At 70.4% G+C, this 23,656-nt stretch carries 23 protein-coding genes; 13 read left to right on the top strand and 10 right to left on the bottom strand.

Going from position 1 to position 23,656, the window contains the following annotated elements; translation table 11 throughout:
* Positions 1 to 240 precede the first annotated feature (240 nt).
* From HNR40_RS44065 to HNR40_RS44080, 4 genes are all read left to right on the top strand, one after another.
* Positions 241 to 1,680, top strand: a complete 1,440-nt coding sequence (locus tag HNR40_RS44065; protein ID WP_184972519.1) for a TLP1 C-terminal extension domain-containing protein — start codon at positions 241 to 243, stop codon at positions 1,678 to 1,680.
* Between the two features lie 82 nt (positions 1,681 to 1,762).
* Positions 1,763 to 2,041 carry a DUF6364 family protein gene (locus tag HNR40_RS44070; RefSeq protein WP_184972521.1) on the top strand — a complete coding sequence of 93 codons (279 nt, stop codon included), beginning with the start codon at positions 1,763 to 1,765 and terminating at the stop codon, positions 2,039 to 2,041.
* A complete protein-coding gene (locus HNR40_RS44075) occupies positions 2,028 to 2,456 on the top strand; it encodes a type II toxin-antitoxin system VapC family toxin (RefSeq protein WP_184972523.1) in 429 nt (142 codons plus the stop codon). Before HNR40_RS44070 ends, HNR40_RS44075 begins: the two co-directional genes overlap by 14 nt.
* A gap of 45 nt (positions 2,457 to 2,501) precedes the next feature.
* A complete protein-coding gene (locus tag HNR40_RS44080; protein WP_184972525.1) occupies positions 2,502 to 3,389 on the top strand; it encodes a hypothetical protein in 888 nt (295 codons plus the stop codon).
* 95 nt (positions 3,390 to 3,484) lie between these two features.
* On the opposite strand, the gene HNR40_RS44085 is transcribed toward HNR40_RS44080, so the two are convergent.
* The 7 genes from HNR40_RS44085 to HNR40_RS44115 all read right to left on the bottom strand — a co-directional run bounded on the left by HNR40_RS44085 (position 3,485) and on the right by HNR40_RS44115 (position 11,731).
* The gene (locus HNR40_RS44085; RefSeq protein WP_184972527.1) at positions 3,485 to 4,342 is read right to left on the bottom strand and encodes an oxygenase MpaB family protein; all 858 of its coding nucleotides are present in this window, start codon (positions 4,340 to 4,342) and stop codon (positions 3,485 to 3,487) included.
* Between the two features lie 76 nt (positions 4,343 to 4,418).
* On the bottom strand, positions 4,419 to 5,375 hold the full coding sequence (locus HNR40_RS44090; RefSeq protein ID WP_184972529.1) for a zinc-binding dehydrogenase: 957 nt from the start codon (positions 5,373 to 5,375) through the stop codon (positions 4,419 to 4,421).
* 22 nt (positions 5,376 to 5,397) lie between these two features.
* Complete coding sequence (locus HNR40_RS44095; protein ID WP_184972531.1) at positions 5,398 to 6,102, bottom strand: PadR family transcriptional regulator; 705 nt, start codon at positions 6,100 to 6,102, stop codon at positions 5,398 to 5,400.
* Positions 6,099 to 6,902, bottom strand: coding sequence for a DUF4097 family beta strand repeat-containing protein (locus HNR40_RS44100; RefSeq protein ID WP_184972533.1), 804 nt, complete (start codon positions 6,900 to 6,902; stop codon positions 6,099 to 6,101). Before HNR40_RS44100 ends, HNR40_RS44095 begins: the two co-directional genes overlap by 4 nt.
* An 89-nt stretch (positions 6,903 to 6,991) precedes the next feature.
* Positions 6,992 to 7,168, bottom strand: coding sequence for a DUF6104 family protein (locus tag HNR40_RS44105; protein ID WP_184972535.1), 177 nt, complete (start codon positions 7,166 to 7,168; stop codon positions 6,992 to 6,994).
* 57 nt (positions 7,169 to 7,225) lie between these two features.
* Positions 7,226 to 10,879 (bottom strand): multifunctional oxoglutarate decarboxylase/oxoglutarate dehydrogenase thiamine pyrophosphate-binding subunit/dihydrolipoyllysine-residue succinyltransferase subunit, encoded by a 3,654-nt coding sequence (locus HNR40_RS44110; protein WP_184972537.1) that lies wholly within the window; start codon positions 10,877 to 10,879, stop codon positions 7,226 to 7,228.
* A gap of 204 nt (positions 10,880 to 11,083) precedes the next feature.
* Positions 11,084 to 11,731, bottom strand: coding sequence for a B3/B4 domain-containing protein (locus HNR40_RS44115; RefSeq protein WP_184972539.1), 648 nt, complete (start codon positions 11,729 to 11,731; stop codon positions 11,084 to 11,086).
* A gap of 71 nt (positions 11,732 to 11,802) precedes the next feature.
* Here HNR40_RS44115 and HNR40_RS44120 point away from each other — a divergent pair, with 71 nt between their 5' ends.
* Genes HNR40_RS44120 through HNR40_RS44130 form a run of 3 tightly spaced genes read left to right on the top strand, consistent with a single transcriptional unit; the run spans position 11,803 to position 14,914 of the window.
* Entirely contained in the window at positions 11,803 to 12,363 is a 561-nt protein-coding gene (locus tag HNR40_RS44120) for a helix-turn-helix domain-containing protein (RefSeq protein WP_184972541.1), read from the top strand.
* Positions 12,360 to 13,613: an MFS transporter gene (locus HNR40_RS44125; protein ID WP_184972543.1), complete on the top strand. Its 1,254-nt coding sequence runs from the start codon at positions 12,360 to 12,362 to the stop codon at positions 13,611 to 13,613. Before HNR40_RS44120 ends, HNR40_RS44125 begins: the two co-directional genes overlap by 4 nt.
* Entirely contained in the window at positions 13,610 to 14,914 is a 1,305-nt protein-coding gene (locus HNR40_RS44130) for an MFS transporter (RefSeq protein WP_184972547.1), read from the top strand. The genes HNR40_RS44125 and HNR40_RS44130 overlap by 4 nt, the downstream gene beginning before the upstream one ends.
* A 5-nt stretch (positions 14,915 to 14,919) precedes the next feature.
* On the opposite strand, the gene HNR40_RS44135 is transcribed toward HNR40_RS44130, so the two are convergent.
* Positions 14,920 to 15,525 (bottom strand): response regulator transcription factor, encoded by a 606-nt coding sequence (locus HNR40_RS44135; RefSeq protein WP_184972549.1) that lies wholly within the window; start codon positions 15,523 to 15,525, stop codon positions 14,920 to 14,922.
* Complete coding sequence (locus HNR40_RS44140) at positions 15,522 to 16,622, bottom strand: sensor histidine kinase (RefSeq protein WP_221341574.1); 1,101 nt, start codon at positions 16,620 to 16,622, stop codon at positions 15,522 to 15,524. Before HNR40_RS44140 ends, HNR40_RS44135 begins: the two co-directional genes overlap by 4 nt.
* 115 nt (positions 16,623 to 16,737) lie before the next feature.
* Between HNR40_RS44140 and HNR40_RS44145 the strand changes: the two genes are divergently transcribed.
* The 5 genes from HNR40_RS44145 (at position 16,738) to HNR40_RS44165 (ending at position 21,178) form a co-directional block, all read left to right on the top strand.
* On the top strand, positions 16,738 to 17,802 hold the full coding sequence (locus HNR40_RS44145) for an MBL fold metallo-hydrolase (RefSeq protein ID WP_184972553.1): 1,065 nt from the start codon (positions 16,738 to 16,740) through the stop codon (positions 17,800 to 17,802).
* A gap of 180 nt (positions 17,803 to 17,982) precedes the next feature.
* Positions 17,983 to 18,678 (top strand): ABC transporter ATP-binding protein, encoded by a 696-nt coding sequence (locus HNR40_RS44150; protein ID WP_184972555.1) that lies wholly within the window; start codon positions 17,983 to 17,985, stop codon positions 18,676 to 18,678.
* Between the two features lie 144 nt (positions 18,679 to 18,822).
* Positions 18,823 to 20,109: an LLM class flavin-dependent oxidoreductase gene (locus tag HNR40_RS44155; RefSeq protein ID WP_184972754.1), complete on the top strand. Its 1,287-nt coding sequence runs from the start codon at positions 18,823 to 18,825 to the stop codon at positions 20,107 to 20,109.
* Positions 20,106 to 20,675 carry an NADPH-dependent FMN reductase gene (locus tag HNR40_RS44160; RefSeq protein ID WP_184972557.1) on the top strand — a complete coding sequence of 190 codons (570 nt, stop codon included), beginning with the start codon at positions 20,106 to 20,108 and terminating at the stop codon, positions 20,673 to 20,675. The genes HNR40_RS44155 and HNR40_RS44160 overlap by 4 nt, the downstream gene beginning before the upstream one ends.
* Positions 20,672 to 21,178 (top strand): flavin reductase family protein, encoded by a 507-nt coding sequence (locus HNR40_RS44165; protein ID WP_184972559.1) that lies wholly within the window; start codon positions 20,672 to 20,674, stop codon positions 21,176 to 21,178. The genes HNR40_RS44160 and HNR40_RS44165 overlap by 4 nt, the downstream gene beginning before the upstream one ends.
* A gap of 358 nt (positions 21,179 to 21,536) precedes the next feature.
* Here the strand turns inward: HNR40_RS44165 and HNR40_RS44170 are convergent, their stop codons facing one another.
* Entirely contained in the window at positions 21,537 to 22,586 is a 1,050-nt protein-coding gene (locus HNR40_RS44170; RefSeq protein ID WP_184972561.1) for an NAD(P)H-dependent amine dehydrogenase family protein, read from the bottom strand.
* Positions 22,587 to 22,778: 192 nt separating this feature from the next.
* Between HNR40_RS44170 and HNR40_RS44175 the strand changes: the two genes are divergently transcribed.
* Entirely contained in the window at positions 22,779 to 23,651 is an 873-nt protein-coding gene (locus tag HNR40_RS44175; protein WP_184972563.1) for an SDR family oxidoreductase, read from the top strand.
* The last annotated feature ends 5 nt before the right edge of the window (positions 23,652 to 23,656 follow it).

The following is a 23,656-nucleotide window of genomic DNA, read 5'->3' on the forward strand; positions in this document are numbered from 1 at the left end:
ATGGCGCAGGGCGAGTTCCAGGAAACGACGCGAAAAAGTCTGGGCCGGTTCCGTTCCGTTATAGAAATAGCAATTGGGCATGTATTCTCAACCGGTATTCACGCAGGTCTCGGCCGCGTTATGAATTCATTTTCCCCACCGATAACAGCGGTCACTTTCATCCGTGCGCCGCCTGCGCTCACTCCGGTCAGAAACGTCACACGCGAGCCAAACCGAATCTTGTTCTGGTTAGATGGGGTCATGGATCCGCGCACCCCCTGCCTCGTTGGCGCCGCCCAGCTGACCGTCCGGTCGCAGCCCGGACCGGAACCCCTCGACCTCTGGGAGCACGTGGCCAGGCAGGCCGCGCGCGACGCCGGTCTCGCGCCGTCGCGGCTCGACTCGATCGGGCTGGTCTACACCGATTCCTGGCAGTACGACGCGCCGCCGTACCGGCTGGCGGAACGGCTCGGCGCGACGCCGCGCCACAGCGTCTACTCCAACGTCAGCGGTACGGCCCCGCAGATGCTCATCGGCGCGGCGGCCGGGCGGATCGCGGCGGGGGAGCTGGACAGCGCTCTGGTGGCGGGGGCGGAGGCGCTGGCCACGCGCAGGCACGTGCGCAAGCTGGGCGAGCATGTGGCGTGGAGTCATCCGGCCGATCCGAAGCCGCCGTACGGGTGGGACCGGCCGCCGCATCCGGCGGAATTGGCGCACGAGTTGTTCCTTCCTGTCCACACTTATCCGATCCTGGAGACGGCGCACCGCTTTTCCCGAAATATGGCGATAAGTCGGGAAATGTCGGAGCGGGCGCGGTTCATGTCGCTCATGTCGGAAGTGGCGGCGGCCAATCCCCATGCCTGGCGGCGCGCGGCGTTTTCTCCGGAGGAGCTGGAGACCGGGCGGTTCGTCGGCTGGCCGTACACCAGCAACACGGTCGCGACGCTGGAGGTCGACCAGGCCGCCGCCGTCATCCTGGTCAGCACGGAGCTGGCCGACCGGCTGTCGATCCCGCTGGAGCAGCGCGTCTACCTGCGCGGCTGGGCCTACGCCGAGGACACCTGGGAGGTCGCCGCCCGCCCCTCGCTCGCGTCCTCGCCGGCGATCGCCAAGGCGGCCGAGGCCGCGTTCACGCGCGCCGGACTGGGCCTGGACGACATGGCCGCGCTCGACCTCTACAGCTGCTTCGCCATCGCCCTTCGGCAGGCCTGCGACGCGCTCAAGCTCGACCTCCTCGACCCGCGCGGCCTCACGGTCACCGGCGGCCTGCCGTACGCCGGCGGCCCCGCCAGCAACTACGTCCTGCACTCCACCGCCACCATGGCCGGGCTCCTGCGCTCCCAGCGCGGCCACGGGCTGGTCACCGGCGTGGGCATGCACCTGACCAAACACACCTACGCCGTCTGGTCCACCGACCCCGGCGGCACGCTCGGCGACGCCACCTCCGTCCACACCGCCACCCCCGTCCCCATCCAGGACCTCTACGAGGGCCCCGCGACGGTGGCCGGCTACACGGTCGTCCACGGCCGCGACGGCGCCCCCGAGCGCGCCATCCTCGTCGTCGACGTCCCGGGCGGTCCTTCCAGGGCTCACGCCGTCGTACGGCGGGCCGACCTGCTGGCCGACGCCGAATCCCGCGAACTGGTGGGCCGCCAGGTGCGCCTGCGCCCCGATGGACAGGCGAACGTAGCCGATTGGTGACACCCGATCCCCCACACGTCCGTAGCCAAACGGCTACCCTTCGTGTGTTGACATTTTTATGTCACAGGCGAACGCTGGAGTCATGCGGAGGACCACGGTGCGCATCGACGAGACGCTCCTCAACGAGGCGAAGGCGTACGCGGCACGAAACGGACGCAGTCTCACCTCGGTCATGGAGGACGCCTTGCGGCAACTACTCAACCGCTCCACAGAAGCGGCCCAACGGCCCCATGTGGAGCTCCCGGTCTCCGGTTCTCGGCTCAGGCACGGGATCGAGCTCACCCCCGAGTTCATCAAGGACCTGCTCGACCGAGAGGGCGTCGAGCGCCACCTCAAGGCGGTGAACGATGCTGCTGAGTGACGTCAACGTCCTCATCAACGCCTTCCGGCTGGAGGCGAAGGAGCACCGGTCCTGCCGTGCGGTCATCGAAGAACTGGTCAACGGCGATTCGGCGTACGCGGTCTCGGATCAGGTGATCAACGGCTTCATCCGGATCCTCGCGAATCGGCCGCTCTATGAGAACCCGGCGACGATGGATGAGATCCTCGCCTTCGCGGAGCTGGTCCGTAACCAGGCCCATGCGATCGTGGTCAGCCCGGGTGAGCGGCACTGGGAGATCTTCACCGGTTTGTGCGAGCAGATAGGCACAAACCACAAGCTCGTGCCCGACGCGTATCTGGCTGCGCTGGCGATTGAGCACGGTTGTGAATTTGTGACCTGTGACAAGGACTTTGCCCGGTTCGAGGGGTTGCGCTGGAGGTCGCCGCTCAACTGAACTGGGGCCGAGGGCGTAAGCCGCACTACTCCGCGAGGATCGCTGGTGGCGGATCAGTTCGACGTCATCGAGGCCGGTGAGAAGGGGCGCCGGCGGTGGATCGGCATCGTGGTGCTGGTCGCGGTACTCGCGGTGCCCGTCGTCGGCCTGCTGGCCAGCCGGGCGCCGGAGGCGGAGCCGCCCGCGCGGCCCACGGCCCATCCGATTCCGACGTTGACGACGCTCACCTCGGCGCCCAACGTGCTGCACGCCAAGGCGCACGCCAAGGGGGCCGACGAGGTCATTCAGGTGGTCTTTCCGCATGGGCTGCGGGCTGATGTGCGGTATCCGGCGGAGTTGGGGCTCGATGACCTTGGGTCGCGGCCGTTCGTGGGGCTGTGGATCGCGGGCGGGGAGTTCTCGCAGTACCGGCAGCTGACGGCGCCCTACGGGGGTGACATCGAGGTGACGCGGGGGGAGAAGCCGCTGCGGTCGTTCACCGGCAACGTCACGCTCTGGCCTCGGCCGCCGGGGGCTGGGCTGGTGGGGCAGGTGATGCTGTTCGCGTTCGGGCCGTGGCGGATGGCGATGTACGACCGGCCGGCCGGGATGCGCTTCGAACAGCGGATGGAGCTGGCCACGAGCCTCAAGGGCACGGTGACCAAGGACGGCTACCTGGTGCTGAAGTCGTCGGGGCAGATCCGGCTGGCCGCGCCGGGTGACGGGCGGCGTAGTGATCCGGTGGGGCCGCAACTGCTGTTCGGCGGCGGCTCCAGCGACATGCTCGCCCTCGTGCCCACACCGGGTTGCAGGCTGCCGGAGGTGCCCAACGCGATGGGCATGCGCGGGCGGCACACCGAGTCCGTCTGCATGGGCGACTTCATGGTGGCCGCCTCGGGGTCCCGGGAGTTCGTGCGGACGGCGGTCAGCAAGATCCGGATCACCGTGAAGTAACCGGCCAGGGTCCGTGGGAGTGCTCCGAGACGACAGCCGCAAGCCGCGACGGCGCCGGTCGGGGTGATCGCCGCAATGCGGCTGGCGGGGGTGGGTTAGTGGGGGGCGGTGGTTAGGTGGCGGGCTGGGTGGGTGCGGGCGGTGCGGCGGGCTTGGTAGGCGAGGGGCATGTAGCGCAACCGCTCAGGCAGTCGCGGCGTCACCAGGGCCACCAGCCGCCCGATCCGGCCTAGCCGCCGCTCGTCGCGGGCCGTCCATGTCAGGCCGAGGGTCGCGCGTACGGCAGGCGGCAACGTCCCCACGGTCACGAACGCGTTGAACCCCCCGGAGGCCACCCCCACCGGCATCCACAGCCGCCGCACCGCCGCGGGCAGCCGGGGCGGGGCGGGTGTGCCGCGCATCACCGCGAGCACGTCGAGCGCCGTGGGGTGCGCCTCCAGCCGGTTGGCGACCATGTCATCGAAATAGGCCCAGAAAGCCGGCATGTCCGGCGGCATCTCCCGTTCGGGCACCCGCAGGATCCGGGCGAGCTGCCGTGATTCGGCCAGCATGCGTTCCTCGTCCGCCGCCGAGTAAGGAGTGCCGAACACCCGGTTCAACGTCAGGAACCGCTCGAACAACGACCAGTGCACCCACGCCCACGCCTCGCCGTTGAGCGCGTGGTAGGCCCGGCCGCGCTCGTCCACGCCGCTGATCGGCTCGTGGAGCTCGCGTAGCCGCCGGCCCTCGGCCAGGCCGGACGGCCCGCCGTACACCCAGGTCTGGACGGAGGTGAGTGTGCGGTCGAGGCGTCCCCACGGGTCTTGTTTGAAGGTGGAGTGCTCGGCGACGGCGGCGCCCACGGCGGGGTGCATGGTCTGCAGGATCAGCGCGCTGCCGGCGACCAGCAGGTTGCGGTATTCGCCCGCGGTGTCCCAGTGCATCGATCCCGGGCCGAAGGGCTCAACGTCCATGACGGCGCCTCCTGGGTGATACATCTTCTCTCTCTTTGTATCACCCAGAAGTCACCCGAGTAACCCGGCACTTATCTCAGAGGGTGAAGACGATCTTCCCGAAGATCTCGCCCTCGTGCATCGCGGCGAACCCGGCCGCCGCCTCGGCCAGCGGAAGCGTCCTGTCGATGACCGGGCGCACCCCGGTCTGCTCCAGGAAGACGGCCAGGCGCTGGAGCTGGTCCCTGGTGCCCATCGTGCTGCCGACCACGGAAAGCTGCAGGAAGAAGACCCGGTTCAGGTCGGCGGGCGGGACCGCGCCGCTGGTCGCGCCGGAAACCACGATGCGGCCGCCCGGCTTGAGGGACTTCAGCGAGTGGTCCCAGGTGGCCTCGCCGACGGTCTCCATGACCGCGTCCACGCGCTCGGGCAGCCGCGCGCCGGGCTCGAAGACCCGGTCGGCGCCCAGTTCGAGGGCTCGCTCCCGCTTGGCGGCCGAGCGGCTGGTGGCCCAGACGCGGTAGCCGCCGGCCCGGCCGAGCGCGATCAGCGCCGTGGCCACGCCGCCGCCGGCGCCCTGCACCAGCACGGTCGCGCCCGGCTGCAGCCCGGCCTTGTCGAACAACATCCGGTAGGCGGTCAGCCACGCCGTGGGCAGGCAGGCCGCCTGCTCGAAGCTGAGCGCCGCCGGCTTGGGCACCAGGTTCCGCTTCGGGACGGCCACGCGTTCGGCGAAGGTGCCGTCGTAGGTCTCCGACAGCAGCGAGCGCTTGGGGTCGAGCGTCTCGTCGGCGCCCGAGCCGATCACCGAGTGGACGATGACCTCGTTGCCGTCCTCGTCCAGGCCGGCGGCGTCGCAGCCGAGCACGATCGGCAGCCGGTCCTGGCGGATGCCGACGCCCTTCAGCGTCCACAGGTCGTGGTGGTTGAGCGCGGTGGCCTTGACCGTGACGGTCGTCCACCCGTCGGGCGTCTCGGGTTCGGCGTGCTCGCCGAGCCTCAGGCCGGCGAGCGGGTTGTCGGGGTCGGTCTGTGCGGCGGTTGCGGCGAACATGGCCGCACCCTACTTCAGCCGGTCAGCCGAGCGAGTCCCGGATCTGCCGTGAAGCCGTGTCGAGCGTCTTGCGGACCTCCTCCAGGCGTTCGCGGGTGAGCTGGCTCTCCGAGGCCTCCTCGCGCACCTTCCCCACGAAGTCGGCCAGCATGCCGCCGAGCTCGTTGTCCAGTTCGACCCGGTTGGGGGAGACGCCGCCGATCGTGGTCCAGATGTCGCCCCAGATGCGCCGCCACTCGTGCTTGAGGCGCTCACTCTCGCCCTGCCACGAGCTCACGTTCTGGGTCCACTGCCGCTTCTGCTCCTCCTTGAGGCGCTGAATGTCGGCCTTCTGCCCGGTACGCACGTCCTTGGCCATCTTCGTCAGCTCCTCGCGGAGCGACTTGACGGTGTCGCGGACGTCCTCCTTGACCTCGCGGGCGATGTCGCGTACCGACGCGGAGATCTCCTGCTCCAGGTCGGCCAGCTCGTCGAGGCGCTCGTCGAGCTCCTCGCGGCCCTTGTCGGTGATGGAGAAGACCTTCTTGCCGTCGACCACCTCGTGGGTGACCAGGCCCTCCTCCTCCAGCCGGGCCAGGCGCGGGTAGATGGTGCCGGGGGAGGGCGAGTAGACGCCGAGGAAGCGGTCCTGCAGGAGGCGGATCACCTCGTAGCCGTGACGGGGGCTCTCCTCCAGCAGCTTGAGCAGGTACAGCCGCAGGCGGCCGTGGCCGAAGACGGGGCTCATTCCTTCTCTCCCTTGAGCAGCGCGACCTCGCCGGAGACCGTGGTCACCGTGAGCGAGGCCATGCCGCCGCCGAGCCGTCCCGACATCGACTGCGAGCCGGGCTTGCTTTGGTTGACGAGCCGGTCGAACGTGCTGACGACCCGGCCGGAGGTCGAGCGGACGGCGACGTCGGCCTCGACGTTCTCCGGCAGCCTGACCAGGATGCCGCCCGAGACGCTGTTGAGCGTCACGTGGCCGGTGGGCCGCAGCGCCAGGTCGGCGGTGATGCGGCCGGACACGGTGTTGGCTTTGAGCCGGCGTGGTATCCCGTCGGCGACGGTGAGGTCGCCGGAGACGCTCTTGAAGGCCAGGTCGCCGGCCATCGCGCGGCTCTCGACGTCGCCGGAGACGGTGGTGGCGCTCACGTCGCCGCTCACGCCGTCCAGCACGATCTCGCCGGAGACGCTCCTGACCTGCGTCTGCCGCTCGAACCCGGCGACCACCGCGGGCGCTGTGACGACTCCCGCGTTGACCGTGCAGGTCTTCGGCACGGTGAGCGTCAGCACCGAGCGCCGCTTGTCGCGCCGCAGCCAGCCGAGCAGGCCGTCCCAGGTGAGGTCCTTGTAGGTGACGCTGAGCTCCCCGGCCTCCTCGTCATAGGTGACGATCAGCGGCGAGGCCGACTCGACCTCGGACACCTCCAGCCCCGGCGGTCCGTCGCTGGCCAGCACGTTGAGCTTGCCCGCGACGATGCGCACGTCCAGCGCCGTCACCGGGCCGAACGTGAGCTGCTCGGGCCCGTCGATAGTCCACTGAGCCATGACCCCTCCGCGTTAGGTGTTCCTCCATACACGATATGTCGCGTCAAGCCGAAACTCAAGATGTATCGCGTTTGCCGGTCCGGCCGCGCCTACTCGTCGTCGTCATCCAGCCGGGCCAGCCACGTGGCCAGCCGCTCGACGGGCGTCTCGAACTCCGGGTTGAGATCGACGAACTCCTTCAGCCGCTCCCCGAGCCAGAGGATGCTGACCTCCTCCTCGCCGCGGCGCTCGACGAGCTCCTCGATCCCCCGATCGGTGAAGTACATGGTGCTCCGTTCTAACAGAAAGCCCCCGCCGGAGCGGGGGCTTCCAGATGGAAACGATCAGCCGAACAGCTCGTGCACGATCTCCTCGAGCTCCTTGTCGTGAGCGGCGTGGGAGCCGGTCGCGGGGGAGCTGTTGGGGGTGCGCGAGACCCGGCGCAGCGCACGGCCGCCGAGCAGTTGCGGGTCCTCCGCCAGCTTCAGCGTGAGGTACGGCCACGGCCCCATGTTGACCGGCTCGTCCTGGGCCCAGAGCAGCTCGGCCTGCGCGCCGTACCGGGAGAGCTCGGCGGTGAGCTCCTCGGCCGGGAACGGGTAGAGGCGCTCCAGACGGACGATCGCGACATCCTCCCGGCCCGCCGCGTCACGACCCGCTGCCAGGTCGTAGTACAGCTTGCCGGAGGTCAGCACGACCTTGGTGACCTTCGACGGGTCGACGGTGGTGTCGCCGATGACCGGCTGGAAGGTGCCCGAGGTGAAGTCGGCCGCCCTCGAGGTCGCCTTCTTGTGCCGCAGCAGCGACTTGGGCGTGAAGACCACCATCGGCTTGTGCCGCCCGGACTCCACCTGCCACCTGAGGAGGTGGAAGTAGTTGGCCGGGGTGGTGGGCTGCACGACCGTCATGTTGTCCAGGGCGCAGACCTGCAGGAAGCGCTCGATCCGGGCGCTGGAGTGGTCGGGACCCTGACCCTCGTAACCGTGCGGCAGCAGCAGGACGACACCCGACTTCTGGCCCCACTTCTGCTCACCGGACGAGATGAACTCGTCGATGATCGTCTGGGCGCCGTTGACGAAGTCGCCGAACTGGGCCTCCCACGCCACCAGGGCGTCGGGGCGGATCACGCTGTAGCCGTACTCGAAGCCCAGCGCCGCGAACTCGCTGAGCAGCGAGTCGTAGACGTAGAACTTCGTGGTGCCGTGGTTGAAGGCCTTCAGCGGCGTGTGGTCCTCGCCGGTCATCCTGTCGACCAGCACCGCGTGGCGCTGGGTGAAGGTGCCGCGGCGGGTGTCCTGGCCGACGAAGCGGACCGGGTGGCCGTCGATCAGCAGGGAGCCGATCGCCAGCGCCTCACCCATGGACCAGTCGATCGCGTCCTGCTCGACCATCTGGCCACGCCGCTGCAGCACCGGCGACAGGCGCGGGTGCACGGTGAAGCCCTCGGGCAGGTTGAGCTGGGTGTCGACGATGCGCTTGAGCGTCTCGTCGGTGATCGCCGTGGGCGTGTCGGTGTGCGACCACTTGATCACCTCGGTGGGCGGCACGCGCAGCTCGCCGGAGTCCTGACGCGGCTGCTTGGCCGCCTCGCGGACCTCGGTGAACGCCTGCTCCAGCTTGGCCTGGTAGTCGCGCAGCGCCGACTCGGCCTCTTCGACCGTGATGTCGCCGCGGCCGATCAGGGCCTCGGTGTAGAGCTTGCGCGTGGAGCGCTTGGCGTCGATCAGGTCGTACATCAGCGGCTGGGTGAAGGCGGGGTTGTCGCCCTCGTTGTGGCCGCGGCGGCGGTAGCAGATCAGGTCGATGACCACGTCCTTGCGGAACGCCTGACGGTACTCGTAGGCCAGCTGGCCCACGCGGACCACGGCCTCCGGGTCGTCGCCGTTGACGTGGAAGATCGGGGCCTGGATCATCCTGGCCACGTCGGTGGCGTACACGCTGCTTCGGGAGGAAGCAGGCGAGGTCGTGAAGCCGACCTGGTTGTTGACCACGATGTGGATCGAGCCGCCGGTGCGGTAGCCGCGCAGCTGCGACAGGTTGAGCGTCTCGGCCACGACGCCCTGGCCGGCGAAGGCCGCGTCGCCGTGGATGAGGACGGGCAGGACCGTGAAGCCCTCCTCGCCACGCTCCAGGAGGTCCTGCTTGGCGCGTACGACGCCTTCGAGCACCGGGTCGACCGCCTCCAGGTGGGAGGGGTTGGCCACGACCGAGGCGGTGATGGTCTTGCCGCCGGGTGCGGTGAAGGTGCCGGAGGCGCCCAGGTGGTACTTCACGTCGCCGGAGCCGTGGGCGGTCCGCGGGTCGATGTTGCCCTCGAACTCGGTGAAGATCTGCCCGTAGGACTTGCCGACGATGTTGGCGAGCACGTTGAGCCGGCCGCGGTGGGCCATGCCGATGACGACCTCGTCGAGGTCCTGGTCGGCGGCGTCGCTGATCACCGAGTCGAGCAGCGGGATCAGGGACTCGCCGCCCTCCAGCGAGAAGCGCTTCTGGCCGACGAACTTCGTCTGCAGGAACGTCTCGAACGCCTCGGCGGTGTTGAGCCGGCCGAGGATGTTGAGCTGCTCCTCGCGGTCGGGCGAGGCGTGCGCCATCTCCACCCGCGCCTGGATCCAGGACCGTTCCTCGGGGCTCTGGATGTGCATGTACTCGATGCCGACCGTGCGGCAGTAGGAGTCACGCAGCACGCCCAGGATCTCGCGCAGCTTCATCAGCGGGCGGCCGCCGAAACCGCCGGTCGCGAACTCGCGCTCCAGGTCCCACAGCGTCAGGCCGTGCGACTGGATGTCGAGGTCGGGGTGCTTGCGCTGCTTGTACTCCAGCGGGTCGGTCTCGGCCATGAGGTGGCCGCGTACCCGGTAGGCGTGGATCAGCTCGATCACCCGCGCCGACTTCGAGACGTCGTCGTCGTGGGAGGCGGAGATGTCCTGGACCCAGCGGACCGGCTCGTAGGGGATCCGCAGCGCCTCGAAGATCTCGTCGTAGAAGCCGTTCTCGCCCAGCAGCAACCGGTGGATCTGCCGCAGGAAGTCGCCCGACTGGGCGCCCTGGATGATCCGGTGGTCGTAAGTGCTGGTCAGCGTCATGACCTTGGAGACCGCCAGCCTCGACAGGGTGTCGGGGGCGGCGCCTTGGTATTCGGCCGGATACTCCATGGCGCCCACGCCGATGATCGTGCCCTGGCCGGGCATCAGGCGTGGCACGGAGTGGACGGTGCCGATGGTGCCGGGGTTGGTCAGCGAGATCGTGGTGCCGGCGAAGTCGTCGACGCCCAGCTTGTTGCCGCGGGCCTTGCGGACGATGTCCTCGTAGGCCATCCAGAACTGGCGGAAGTCCATGTCGTCGGCCGCCTTGATGGACGGCACGAGGAGCTGGCGCTCACCGTTGCTCTTCTGGACGTCGATGGCCAGACCGAAGTTCACGTGCTCCGGCTTGACCAGCGTCGGCTTGCCCTCGACCTCGGTGTAGGAGAAGTTCATCTCCGGCATGGCCTTCAGCGCCTTGACGATCGCGAATCCGATCAGGTGCGTGAAGGAGACCTTGCCGCCGCGTCCCCGCTTGAGGTGATTGTTGATCACGATGCGGTTGTCGATGAGCAACTTGGCCGGGATGGCCCGGACGCTCGTCGCTGTCGGTACCGACAGCGACAGGTCCATGTTGGCCGCCGTACGGGCCGCGGCGCCGCGCAACTTGACCTCTTCGGCGCCCTTGGGCACCGCAGTGGCAGGCTGCTTCGGCTTCTCGGCCACGGGCGCCGGGGTGGCCGGCGCCTTGGCGGGTGCTGGTGCGGGGGCGGGCGCGGTCGTAGTGCCGTTCGCCGCCTCCCTGGCCGGGGTTCGGCCCGGTCCGTAGTCAGGGTTGTAGTCAGCGAAGAAGTTCCACCAGGCCTTGTCCACAGACTCGGGATCCTGGAGGTACTTCTGGTACAGCTCGTCGACAAGCCACTCGTTTTGTCCAAAGCTTGCCAGCGGGTTTGACCGCGACGACTCAGACGACACGGCGGAAATCGCCCTCTTCCGCAGATCGGCGTTGATGTTAGAGAACCGGTCCAAGGCTACTCGCACAGACCGGCAGAGCGCGCCGGAGAGACCACCGCGCCCCGCCTGATCCTCTCAGGAGAGTCCAAAGAGGTCACGCCCCCCTAGTCAATCCAGGTGGTGCAGCCAATATTACTGTTTGGTATCAACAGGCTGGCGGGAGGTTTAGTTCCCGGCGGAGATGACTCTGCTGGTGATCCGCACGCCGGGGGAGAGCTCGGTCAGGAGCTCCGCCAGCTCCTCGCCGGCGACCTTGAGCTCCTCCATCGTCATCGGCTCCAGGCGCTCCAGCAGGAACAGGCCGTTGTCCGTCTCCTCGGTCAGCCGGGTGCGCGCCCCCTGGCGCCAGTTCCACCGGCGGCAGGTGACGCCGAGGTCGTCGCGCCAGATCACCTCGCCGGGCTCGGGCGTGCCGAGCGCCTCCTCCTCCGCCGCCTCGTCGCCGATGGCCCTGATCAGCCGGGCGGGTCCCGAGTATTGGTCGAGGTCCTCGCCGCCGATCGGCAGCGCGTGGGTGACGCTCACGGAGTTGTAGGCGTCGACGATCCGGTTGATCTCCGGCAGCGGCAGTCTGCGGGTCAGCGCGTCGACGCTCGGGCGCGTGCGCTGGGGCTTGGCGCCGAACGCGCGGTAGGCGTCCTTCCAGGCGTCGATCTTCTCGGTCTGAACGGCATGCGCCGAAGCCTCGGCCAGCCAGCCGCGCGCCCGCTCGTCGGTGGGCCCGTTCTTCATGCCGTGGGCCGTCATGACCAGGACCGCGAAGTCGGGACGGAGCTCGAAGATCGCCTCGTCCACCCGGATGTGCTCAATCATGCCTGGCAGCTTAGGCGGCCAATTCGCAAAAATCACTTTGCAAAATTGTCTTTGCGGTCTACCGTCAAAGTATGGAAGAGGGCTACCGGATCACCGATCCCGAGGTGCTCAAGGCGGTCGCGCACCCGCTGCGGGTGCGCATGCTCGGCATGCTGCGCGCCGACGGCCCCGCCACCGCCAGCCAGCTCGCCCGGCGGGTCGGCGAGAGCTCGGGCTCGACCAGCTACCACCTGCGCGAGCTGGCCAAGTACGGCTTCATCGAGGAGGACCACTCGACGGACGGCAGAGAACGCCGCTGGCGCGCCCGCCACCACTACACGAGCTGGGACAACGTCCAGATGGGCGCCACGCCCCAGGGCCGCGAAGCCCTGAAGATCATGAAGATGCGCCAGGTGGAGGCGCTCGTCCGCGCCATTGAGCGCTTCGACGAGAGCGACTGGTCCATCGCGTGGGTCGAGGCGAGCGGCATGACCGACATCCTCACCAAGCTGCCGCCCGCCGGGCTGCGCGAGTTCTTCGAACGCGCCGACGCCCTGCTCACCGAGCTGGAAGAGCGCTACGCCGACGACCCCGAGACCGTGAAGGCGCACGTGTTCCTCGCCGGATACCCCAGAAGGGACATGGACGCGTGAATCCCTTAAGCGCGCGCCGCCGCTACGCCCTCGTCAGCTTCCTCACCTGGCTGCCGCCGGGACTGATGATGGCCCCGATGGTGCTGCTGATGACCGAGCGCGGGCTCAGCCTGCCGCAGGTCGGCCTGACCGTGACCGTCTTCTCCGTGGTGACGATCGCGCTGGAGCTGCCGACCGGCGGCCTGTCGGACGTGATCGGCCGGCGCATGGTCCTGGCCGCCTCGGCCGCCGTCAGCGTGCTCGCGATGGCGACGCTGGCCTTCGCCACCACGCTGGGCGTGTTCCTGGCCGCCGCCGTGCTCAAGGGCGTGGCCAGAGCGCTCTCCAGCGGCCCGGCGGAGGCCTGGTACGTCGACACCCTCCACGCCGCCCAGGGCCCCGGCGCCGATCTGCGTCCGGGACTGGGCAGGGGCAACGCGATGGGTTCCGTGGCCCTGTGCGCGGGTATGCTGACCGGCGGCGTCCTGCCACTGGCCGTGCCGCCCGGCGCTCCCATCGTTCCGCTCGCCGCCCCGGCGCTGGCCAGCGCGCTGGCGGCCGCCGTACTCCTTGTCGTGGTCCTGCTCGCCCTGCCGGAACCGCCGCACGCGCGCCGCTCGATCGGCGGCGTGCTGCGCGAGGTGCCGCTCACCGTGGCAGCCGGGCTGCGGCTGGCCACCGGCGGGCCGCAACTGCGCCGCCTCATGCTCTACGCGGTCGCCAACGGCGTCGCCCTCACCGCCGTCGAGCTGCTGACCCCGGGACGCCTGGCCGACCTCGCGGGTACGGCGGAGCGCGGCACCACCGCCTATGCCCTGGTGGCCGCCGTCGGCTTCGCCGGCAGCGCGGCGGGCTCGTCACTCGGACCGGCGCTGGCCAGGATCGCGGGCGGCAACGCCAGGGGCGCGAGCATCGGCGTCGTGCTCGCGGCGCTGTCACTCGGCGCGCTGGCCGCCACAGCCGGCCTGAACGGACCGGCGGGCCTGGTGAGCGCCGGGATCGCCTACGTGCTGATGTTCGCGGGGCTCAGCGCCACCGGCCTGCTCGCCCAGACCATGACGCACAACGCGGTCACCGCCGCCGAACGCACCACCGTCACCTCGATCGGCTCCCTGTCGCTGCAGGCCGGCGGCGCGCTGTCCAACCTGGGGCTCGGCCTGCTCGCCGCGGGCTCGGGAGTGGCCGCCGCCTGGGGCCTGGTGGCCGTCGTGCTGCTGTCGTCGAGCCTGCTGCTCGTCCGGCTGCCTGAGCGGGTGCGTGAGGCCGTATGAACGCGACGTCTGCCGACCGCCGTTACGCGCTGGTCAGCTTCCTGACCTGGCTGCCCGCCGGGCTGATGATCGCCCCGCTGGTCCTGCTCATGCTCGGCCGGGGCCTGACGATCGTGCAGGTGGGCGTGGTCATGACCGTGTACTCGCTGGTCATCGCCGTGCTCGAGCTGCCGACCGGCGGGCTCGCCGACGTGGTGGGGCGGCGGGCGGTGCTCGCGCTCGCCGCCGCCTGCACCGCCCTGTCGCTGGGGCTGCTGGTGCTGGCCACGTCGTTCTGGGCGTTCGTGCTGGCCTGCGGGGTGCTCGGGGTGTCCAGGGCGCTGTCCAGCGGGCCCGCGGAGGCCTGGTACGTCGACACTCTGCACGCGGTCGAGGGGCCCGAGGCGGATCTGCGTCCCGGGCTGGCGCGCGGGCACGTGATGGAGGACGTCGCGCTGGGCGTCGGCGTGCTGGCCGGCGGCTTCGTGCCACTCCTGGACCTGCCGCTGGACCTGCCGCTGGGACTGCCCACCCTGCCCGCGCTGGCCGTGCCGCCGCTGGCCGGGGCGGTGGCGGCGCTGGTGTGGCTGGGCGTCGTGCTGGTGGCGCTGCCGGAGCCGCCCCATCCCCGGGTGCGGCTGGGCGAGGTGCTGCGCGGGGTGCCGCTCACGGTGGCATCGGGGGTGCGCGTGGCGGTGGGCGACGGGGTGCTGCGGCGGCTCGTGCTGCTGTCGGCGGTCGTGGGGATGGCGTTGACCTGCGTCGAACTGCTGGTGCCCGGTCATCTGGCCGCGCTCACCGGCTCGGCCGAGCTCGGGGCCACCGCCTACGCGGTCGTGGCCGCCGTGGGGTTCGCGGGCGGCGCGCTCGGCAGCGGCCTCGCTCCCGCGCTGGCGAGGAGACTGGCCGGGCGGGAGGCCCCCGGTGCCAAGGGTTCTGTGCGCGGGGCGGTCGCCGGGCTGGTGCTCTGCGGGGTCTCTCTGGCGGGGCTGGCCCTGTCCGCGCTGCTCGGAGGTGGGTCCGGGGTGGGCTCTGTGGTGCTGGCCGGGCTGCCGTACGCGGTGCTCTTCGTCGGGCTCGGCGCGTACGGCGTGCTGAGGGCCGAGCTCAGCCACCACCGGGTCACCGCCGCGGAGCGGGCCACGATGGCATCGGCCGCGTCGCTGGCCGGTTCCGGCGGCGCCGCGCTGGCCAACCTGACGCTGGCGCCGCTGGCCATGGGCCTGGGGACGGCGGCCGCCTGGTGGCTGGTCGCGGCGGTGGTGCTGCTGTCGAGCCTGCTGTTCTTCCGCCTGCCGATCAAGGAGCGGACGGCCTTGTGAGCCGGCTAGAGCCATCCGTGCCGCTTGGCCAGTTGGTAGGCCTCGGCGCGGGTGGCGGTGCCGAGCTTGGCGACGGCGGCGGCCAGGTAGTTGCGGACGGTGCCGTTGGACAGGTGCGTACGGCGGGCGATCACCGCGACCGGCGTGTCCAGCTCGGCCAGGCGCAGCACGTCCAGTTCGCGCGGGGTGAGCGGGCACTCCGGGGCGGTCAGGGCGTCGGCCGCCAGTTCGGGGTCCACGTAGCGGGCGCCGCCGTGTACGCGCCTGATGACGTCGGCGAGCGCGCCGCCGGGTGCGCCTTTGGGGAGGAAGCCGCTGGCTCCGGCGTCGAGGGCGCGCTTGAGGAGGGGCGGCCTGCCGTACCCGGTGAGGATGACCACGCGGCAGGAGGGCAGAACGGCGGCCAGTTCGGCGCTGACCTCCAGCCCGCCGACCGCGGGCATCTCCAGGTCGATCACGGCCACGTCGGGGCGGTGGGAGAGCGCGGCCTGGACCGCGGCGCGGCCGTCGGCGGCCTGCGCGACCACCTCCAGGTCGGGCTCCAGCCCCAGCAGCGCGGCCAGCGCCGTGCGGATGAGCTCCTCGTCGTCGGCGAGCAGGACCTTGATCACCTGAGGGTCGCCTCCAGGGTGAACACGCCGCCGTCGAGGCGGGTGCAGAGTGTGCCGCCGGACTCGGCCAGCCGCTCGGCCAGGCCCCGCAGACCGGACGAATGGGGGTCGGCCGGGCGTTCGGCGGCGCCGTCGTTGGCCACGATGACGCCGTCGGGGCCGACCTCGATGGTGCACCAGGTGGCCTTGCTGTGGCGCAGCACGTTCGTGCCAGCCTCGCGCACGACGGGCGCGAGGCGGGCCGCGACGTCCTGCGGGAGGTCCCGCGCGGGCAGGGTCGCGGTGCAGCGCACGCCCGAGGAGCGGAGCACCTGCTCGATCGCGGCGACCTGCGCGCGCAGATCGACCTCCCGATACCCGTGTACGGCCCGCCGCAGGTCACTCAGCGCGGCGGCGGCCAACCTGCGCAGGTCGGCGGCCTCGGCGGCGGCGCGGCCGGGATCGCGCTCGGCCAGTTCCGCCTTGAGCGCGATGACCGACAGGTCGTGCCCGAGCAGGTCGTGCACGTCGCGGGCGAAGCGCAGGCGTTCCTCGGCGGCGGCCAGCTTGACCTGGGCCTTCCTGCCCTCGTCGGCCTCGACGAGCAGCGTCCACAGCCACAGGTGCAGGCCGCCGGCCGCCACGAGGCAGAGCCCGACCGCGACGGTGATCGTGAAGTAGCCGACGTCGCCGTGCCACCAGGCCAGCAGCGCGGCGGCGGCGAGCGTCGCGGCGACGGTGGCGACGACGACGGACCTGCGGCCGAGCACCGGCGCGGTGGCCAGGATCGAGGCGCCGATCCAGGCCCACGACTCCCACCGGCCCGCTTCGGGCGTGGCGGCGAGGGGGCCGACCAGTGGGATGGAGGCGAGCGCGGTCACGCAGAAGGCCTGGGCGATCCGGTGCTGGACGTTCCTGGAGATGTCGGGCGTGACGGTGGTGTACAGCAGAGCGGCCTGCGCGGCGGCGAAGAGCAGCGTGCCCGTGGCGCCGAGCACCGCGCGGACCGGGTCGGGCTCTCTGAACACCCCGATGCCCGGCAGCGCCAGGCTGGACAGCACCGCCATGCTGAGCGTCGCCAGGGTGGCGAGCCGCGCGCGGCGCAGGCGTACGTGCACGGGCGTGATTCTAGGCGCGGTCGGCATGCTTCAACGGTCGGGCCGGGCGTGCGCAAAGGGCAGATGCGGAGCGCACGATGCCGCCATTAGAATATGATTCTGTAACAATGGGTGAATGGCTAAGTTTGTGGTGACCCCCGCCAACGAGGAACAACGTGCCGCCTGGCAGAGCAGAGTGGCGATGCCGGAGGTCGAGCGGGTCCGGCCGGGACTGTGGTCGATCCCGGTGCCGATCCCGATCAACCCCTTGCGGTACGTGCTGGTCTACGCGTTGGAGCTGCCCGGCGGGGTGGTGATCGTGGACGCGGGCTGGAACACCGACGAGGCCTACCAGGCGCTCTGCGACGGGCTTTCGGTGGCGGGTTACTCGATCACCGACGTCAAGGGCGTGCTGGTCACCCACATCCACCCCGACCACTACGGCCTGGCCGGCCGCGTGCGCGAGAGCAGCGGCGCCTGGATCGCCCTGCACCCGGCCGACGCGAACCTCCTGCACGACCGCTACGACGACGGCGCCATCGACGCGCTGGTGGAGAAGGAGCGCCGCATCCTCGTCCGCTCCGGCGTGCCCCAGCTGACGCTCGACGAGCTGGCCGGAGCCTCGATGATGATCAGGCACATGGTCTCCATGGCCAAGCCCGACCGCCTGGTCGAGGACGGCGAGGCGCTCGGCCTGCCCGGCTGGGACCTGCGGGCGATCTGGACGCCCGGACACTCGCCCGGCCACCTGTGCTTCGTCTCGCCCGAGCGGCGGATCCTGTTCTCCGGCGACCACGTGCTGGCCAAGATCACCCCGATCGTCGCCGTGCACCCGCAGTCGGGGCCGAACCCGCTGGCCGACTACCTCGACTCGCTGGCCGCCGTGCGCAAGTGGGACGTGGACGAGGTGCTGCCCGCCCACGAGTACCGCTTCCTCGAACTGGCCGAGCGCGTGGACCACGTGATGCTCCACCACGAGGAGCGGCTGGCCGAGATCGAGGCCGTGGCCGCCGAGGTGGCCTCGGGGATCTCCTGCTGGGACATCGCCACCCGGCTCACCTGGTCGCGCCCATGGGAGACGATCCCGCCGTTCATGCGCCGCTCGGCCAACAACGAGACGCTGGCGCACCTGGTGTGGCTGGAGTCGCGCGGACGGCTGCGCCGTGTCGCGGGTGACGTGGATCTCTGGGTGCCCGCCTGATATTTCATGTATATCAAGTAGGGAATGTTGACTACGTGAGATCTCCCGCGTAGCGTCGTAGACATGAGCCCGGATTTGACCCGGCGCGCGCATGTCGACTTCTGCCGCGTCGTCAGCGCCCAGTGTCAGTGATCACGATCTTTCGCTCCCTGACCCTCGATCGCCTCGGGAGGGCGCTCGATGAAGATCCAGATCAACCATGTGACCAAACACTTCGGCTCGCTCACCGTCCTGTCGGACATCACCTTTGACGTACGGCAGGGCGAGTTCCTGACCATCGCCGGCCCCGGCGGATGCGGCAAGTCCACCCTTCTCGACCTGATCAGCGGCCTGCTCAAGCCGAGCGGCGGCGAGATCCTCCTCGACGGCGCGCCGGTGAGCGGAGCCGGGTTCGCCCACGGCGTCGTGCTCCAGCAGCACGCGCTGTTCCCCTGGCGCACCGCGCTGGGCAACGTGGAGTTCGCGCTGGAGGCCACCTCCGTGCCGCGCGGCGAGCGGGCCGGCCTGGCACGTCACTACCTCGGCCTGGTCGGGCTCGGCGCACTCGACGACCGCTACCCGCACGAACTGACCGCCGGCACCCGCCAGCGCGTGGCCATCGCCAGAAGCCTCGCCTACGACCCCGGGGTGCTGCTCATGGACGAGCCGTTCGCGGCGCTCGACACCCGGACCCGTTCCTCGCTGCGCGAGGACCTGCTGTCGGTCTGGGAGAAGACCGGCAAGACCATCGTTCTCGCCACCCGGTCCCTGGACGAGGCCGCCTACCTGGGCCGGCGGGTCGCCATCCTGACCTCCTCGCCGGGCCGCGTCCTGTCCCTTCACGACACACTTCGCGACACAGTGTCCCTCCGCGAGGCGGCGGTCTCCCTTGCCTAGGCCGTCGCCGGTCGCCCCCGGCCTCGCCACCTCTTCTCTCGACGACGACGGCCCCATCGCGCCCGGCGTCCCCCCTTCCGCCGCGCTCGGGGCGGCGGAAGCGGCGAACACCGGCGCGAGCACCACGTGGAGGACCCCTTGAGCATGCATCTGAACGCCTTTCTCATGGGCGTCGGCCATCACGAGGCCGCCTGGCGGCACCCGCTGACCGACCCCGGCCGCATCACCGACATCCGCCACTACGAGGAACTGGCCAGGATCGCCGAACGCGGCAAGCTCGACTCGCTGTTCCTGGCCGACGGGCTGGCGTTGTGGGGCGACGTGCGGCACAACGCGCTCGGCGGGCTGGAGCCGCTGACCCTGCTGTCGGCGCTGGCCACGGTGACCGAGCACATCGGGCTGATCGCGACCGTGTCCACGACGTACAACGAGCCGTTCCACGTGGCGCGCAAGTTCGCCTCGCTGGACCACATCAGCGGCGGCCGGGCCGGTTGGAACATCGTGACCTCCGCTGGGGAGGCCGAGGCCAGGAACTTCGGCATCGAGCGGCCCGCGCACAGCGTGCGCTACCACCGGGCGGAGGAGTTCCTGGAGGTGGCCGACGCCCTGTGGAGCAGCTGGGCCGAGGGCGCCGTGATCAATGACCGGGTGAACGGGATTTACGCCGATAAATCAAGCATTGGGCCGATTAATCACGACGGAACGCACTTCAAGGTCCAGGGGCCGCTGAACGTCCAGCGCTCACCCCAAGGGCGGCCGCTGCTGGTGCAGGCGGGCTCGTCGGAGGACGGCAAGGAGTTCGCCGCCAGGTTCGCCGAAGCGGTCTTCACCGCCCAGCAGACCCTGGAGGACGCCCAGGAGTTCTACGCCGATCTGAAGGGGCGGCTGCCCGCCTATGGGCGCACGCCGTACCAGCTGAAGATCCTTCCCGGCATCTCGCCCATCATCGGCTCGACCGAGCGCGAGGCGCTGCAGCGGGCCGAGGAGCTCGAAGAGCTCATCACTCCCGCGTACGGCCTGCGCCAGCTCTCCAACATCTTCGGCGCCGACCTGACCGCCTACCCCCTCGACGGACCGCTGCCGGAACTGCCGCCCAACCCCGACGGCCAGCAGAGCCGCATCAAACTCGTGCGCGACCTGGCCGACCGCGAGGGACTCACCCTGCGCGGCATCATCAGCCGCCTCGCCGGAGGACGCGGTCACCGGGTGGTCGTCGGCACCCCGGAGCAGATCGCCGACCAGCTCCAGGAGTGGTACCAGAACGGCGCCGCCGACGGCTTCAACATCATGCCCCCGTACCTGCCCGCCGGGCTGGCCGACTTCGTCGACCTGGTCGTGCCGGAGCTGCAGGTGCGCGGGTTGTTCCGTACCGAATACGACGGGCGCACGCTGCGCGAGCGCTACGGCCTGTCCCTGGCGGAGGTCTCATGAGCATCGTGACGGTCGTCGGCAACCCAAGGACCGGTTCCAGGACGTACGGCGCCGCCGTGGCGGTCGCCGATGCCATCGCGGACCGGCTGGGCGGACACCTGGGCTTCACCGGCGACGGGGCCCACGCTTTGGGGCTCGGCGGCGCGGCGGTCGAGCATCAGGCCGAGGTCGTGGACCTGTCGGCGCTGGCGCCCGTGATCCTGGACCCGGGGCCGCACGCGGCGCTGGAGGTCGCACTCGAACTCGTGGCCTCCGCCTCCGTCGTCGTCTTCGCCAGCCCCACCTACAAGGCGACCTACACCGGCCTGCTCAAGGCGTTCGTCGACCGGTTCCCGCCGGACGCGCTGGCCGGCAAGACCGCGCTGCCCGTCCTCGTCATGGGCGACCCGCGGCACGCGCTGGCGGTCGAGACCCACTTCCGGCCGCTCCTGGTCGAACTGGGCGCGCACGTGCCCACCCCCGGACTCGCCCTCCTGGAGTCCGAACTGCCCGGCGAGGACGCCATCGCCCGCTGGGCCGACCGGGTGGGCCCGCAGATCGTGACCAGAGAGGAGGCGCTCAGATGACGGCCCACGCCTACGAGCCAGGCTACGGCGTGGACGCCGACGGGTTCCGCACCGCGCTGGCCCAGCACGCGGCGGGCGTCGTGATCGTCACCGCCCGTCCTGAGGGCGTCCCGGTCGGCCTGACCGCCACGTCGTTCTCCTCCGTCAGCCTCGAACCGCCGCTGGTCTCCTTCTACGTCGACCGTTCCTCCACCACCTGGCCCTGGCTACGGCTGGCCGACTACTTCGCCGTCAACGTCCTGGCCGGCAACCAGCACGACCTGGCCACCCGCTTCGCCCGCCGCGGCATCGACCGCTTCGCCGGGCCGACCCGCTGGCACCCGGGGCCCTTCGAGACGCCGCTGCTGGACGACGTGGCCGCCCATCTGATCTGTGTGCCGCACACGACCGTGGACATCGGCGACCACACGCTGGTGGTGGGGTTGGTGGTGGAGTGCGCGGCCGGGGTGAACCGGCCCCTCCTGTACCACCGCGGCCGCTACGGCCGTTTCCTCCCGCACTAATGGACTCCGCCCGAGGGCCGGGCGGGCTGAGGGGGCCGGACGAAGGCTGGCGGCCGGTCCCCTCGGCACCACACCACCCGGGGCTTCCGGACTTTGATCGGCCCTTCGGACCCGGCCGGTCAAGACCCCGGACAGCCCCGGGCCAGGGGGAGCCCCGGCTCTTCATGCCCCGAGCCTGGGGGGCCGGGGCATGGGGGCGGGCACAGCACCGGCCCAGGGCAACCCCAAGTTCCAAGGTTCCGGGACGCGGAGCAGGGATGGCACAGACCTGGGCTTTGGGGAGGCAACCGGGTCTGGGTGGGCCGCGCGGACCGGGCAACCTCGGCACCGGGTGGGGCCGGGGCCCGGGTGGGTGGGGTCAGGCGAGGCGGGCTTGGCCTCGGGCGGTGGGGAGGGGGAGGTCGAGGAGGGTGCGGATGCCGGGCTGGGCGGACACCACGGCGGGGATGGAGTTGACGGCGTGGGAGGCGGCGGCGGCCAGGCCGTGGGAGACCTCCTCCACCGACACCGTCATCTGCGGCACCCCCTCGATGTGGATCGAGAACCCGGGATCGGGCCAGCGGCGCACCTTGGCGGCGTCGGCCTTGTAGACCACTTCGATGGTCATGAAGGGCCGCCCGCGTACCAGACCGCTGAAGACCCAGCGCGAGGCGCAGACGGTGCCCTCGCTCACCAGTCCGGCCGCGATCTCGAACTCCTCCGTCGCCAGCTCGAACTCGTCGCTCTCCTCCACCTCGTCCAGCTCCACGCCGAGCGCGTCGGCCACGAGCTGGGCGCTCTCGGCGAACAGCGAGCGCTGGAAGGCCCGGTACGGCCGGACCGCGGCGATGTAGTCCTTGGCCGATCGGGTGAACCCGACCAGGTCGACGACGATGTGCCGGGACGGGTGACCACGGAAGTCGGAGGACTCGCGCACGTAGATGTGGTCGACCCTGGACGAGAGGCCGCTCAACGCGAGGGGCAGGAAGTCGCTCATGAAGCCCGGGTTGACGCCGGTGCCGTGGAGCGAGGTGCCGCCTTCGGCGCAGGCGGTCTCGATGCGCTGGACGACGCCGGGGCCGTAGGACTTGGGGTAGACGAAGCCGGTCGTGGTGATGACGTTCTTGCCCGAGGCGAGCAGGGCGCAGATCGTCTCCAGGTCGGCGGTCTGGTCGGTGCCGAAGTACGAGGCGGGCAGCGGCATGTGCAGGACGCAGTCGGCGTCGGTGGCCAGGATGCGTTCGGCGTCGTCGGTGCAGGTGACGCCGGTGCGGGGGAGCGCGACCAGGTCTCCGGCGTCCTTGCCCGTCTTGTCGGGGTCGTAGACGAGCACACCCGCCAGCTCTAACTCTGGTCTGCTGAGGACGCTTCGCAGCGCGTAGCGGCCAACAGCGCCGGTGGCCCATTGGACCACGCGGATTGCGGGCATGGAGAGCCTCCAAGCCGGTTTGGAGGGCGGGCGCAGAGCCCAGAACTCTAGCAGAAAAAGACCTGTCTGATCACTATCCGCGACGATCAACCCGTCGTGCTCGCCAAACCCTCCGCGACGCCTTCTCCGGGGGAAGGGGGCGGGTACTAGAATGTTGTTCTCTTTAACCGGGGTCGACGAGGTGGAGGTTCGATGCTTCGGTTCGATGACAGGGTCGCGATCATCACAGGGGCCGGACACGGCCTGGGCAGGTCACACGCGCTGCTGCTGGCGGAGCGGGGCGCGAAGGTGGTGGTCAACGACCTCGGCGGAGCACTGGATGGCACCGGGGCCTCGACCGGGCCCGCCGCGGACGTGGTCGAGCTCATCCAGAAGAACGGCGGGCAGGCGGTCGCCAGCACCGACAACGTGGCCACGCCGGAGGGCGCCCAGGCCATCGTGCGCACGGCCGTGGAGGCGTTCGGCGGCGTGGACGTCGTCATCAACAACGCGGGCATCCTGCGCGACAAGTCGTTCGGGAAGATGACGGTGGAGGAGTTCGACGGCGTGCTGGCCGTGCACGTACGCGGCTCCTACCTGGTCAGCCAGGCGGCGTACCCGTACATGAAGGAGGCCGGATACGGCCGGATCGTCAACACCTCATCGCCCGCCGGACTGTTCGGCAACTTCGGCCAGGCCAACTACTCCACCGCGAAGATGGGCCTGGTCGGCCTGACCAAGACGCTCGGGATCGAGGGCGCGCGCAACGGCATCAAGGCCAACGCCATCGCCCCGATCGCCTGGACGCGGATGACCGAGGCGCTGCTGCCGGCCGAGTTCGAGGCGAAGTTCACGCCGGAGCGGGTGAGCGCGCTGGTCGCCTATCTGGCGCACGACTCGTGTGAGGCGTCGGGCGAGGTGTTCAGCGTGGGCGGCGGCCGGGTGGCGCGGGTGTTCGTGGCCGAGGGGCCCGGCTGGAAGTCCGACGACCTCTCGCCCGAGTCGATCGCCGACAACTGGGCGGCGGTGATGACGGAGCAGCCGTACGTGCTGACGGCGGGCGACTCCATGAAGGCCATGCTCTGAGAAGC

Origin of the sequence: Nonomuraea endophytica (genome assembly GCF_014203235.1) — a bacterium.
Lineage (GTDB): Bacteria > Actinomycetota > Actinomycetes > Streptosporangiales > Streptosporangiaceae > Nonomuraea > Nonomuraea endophytica.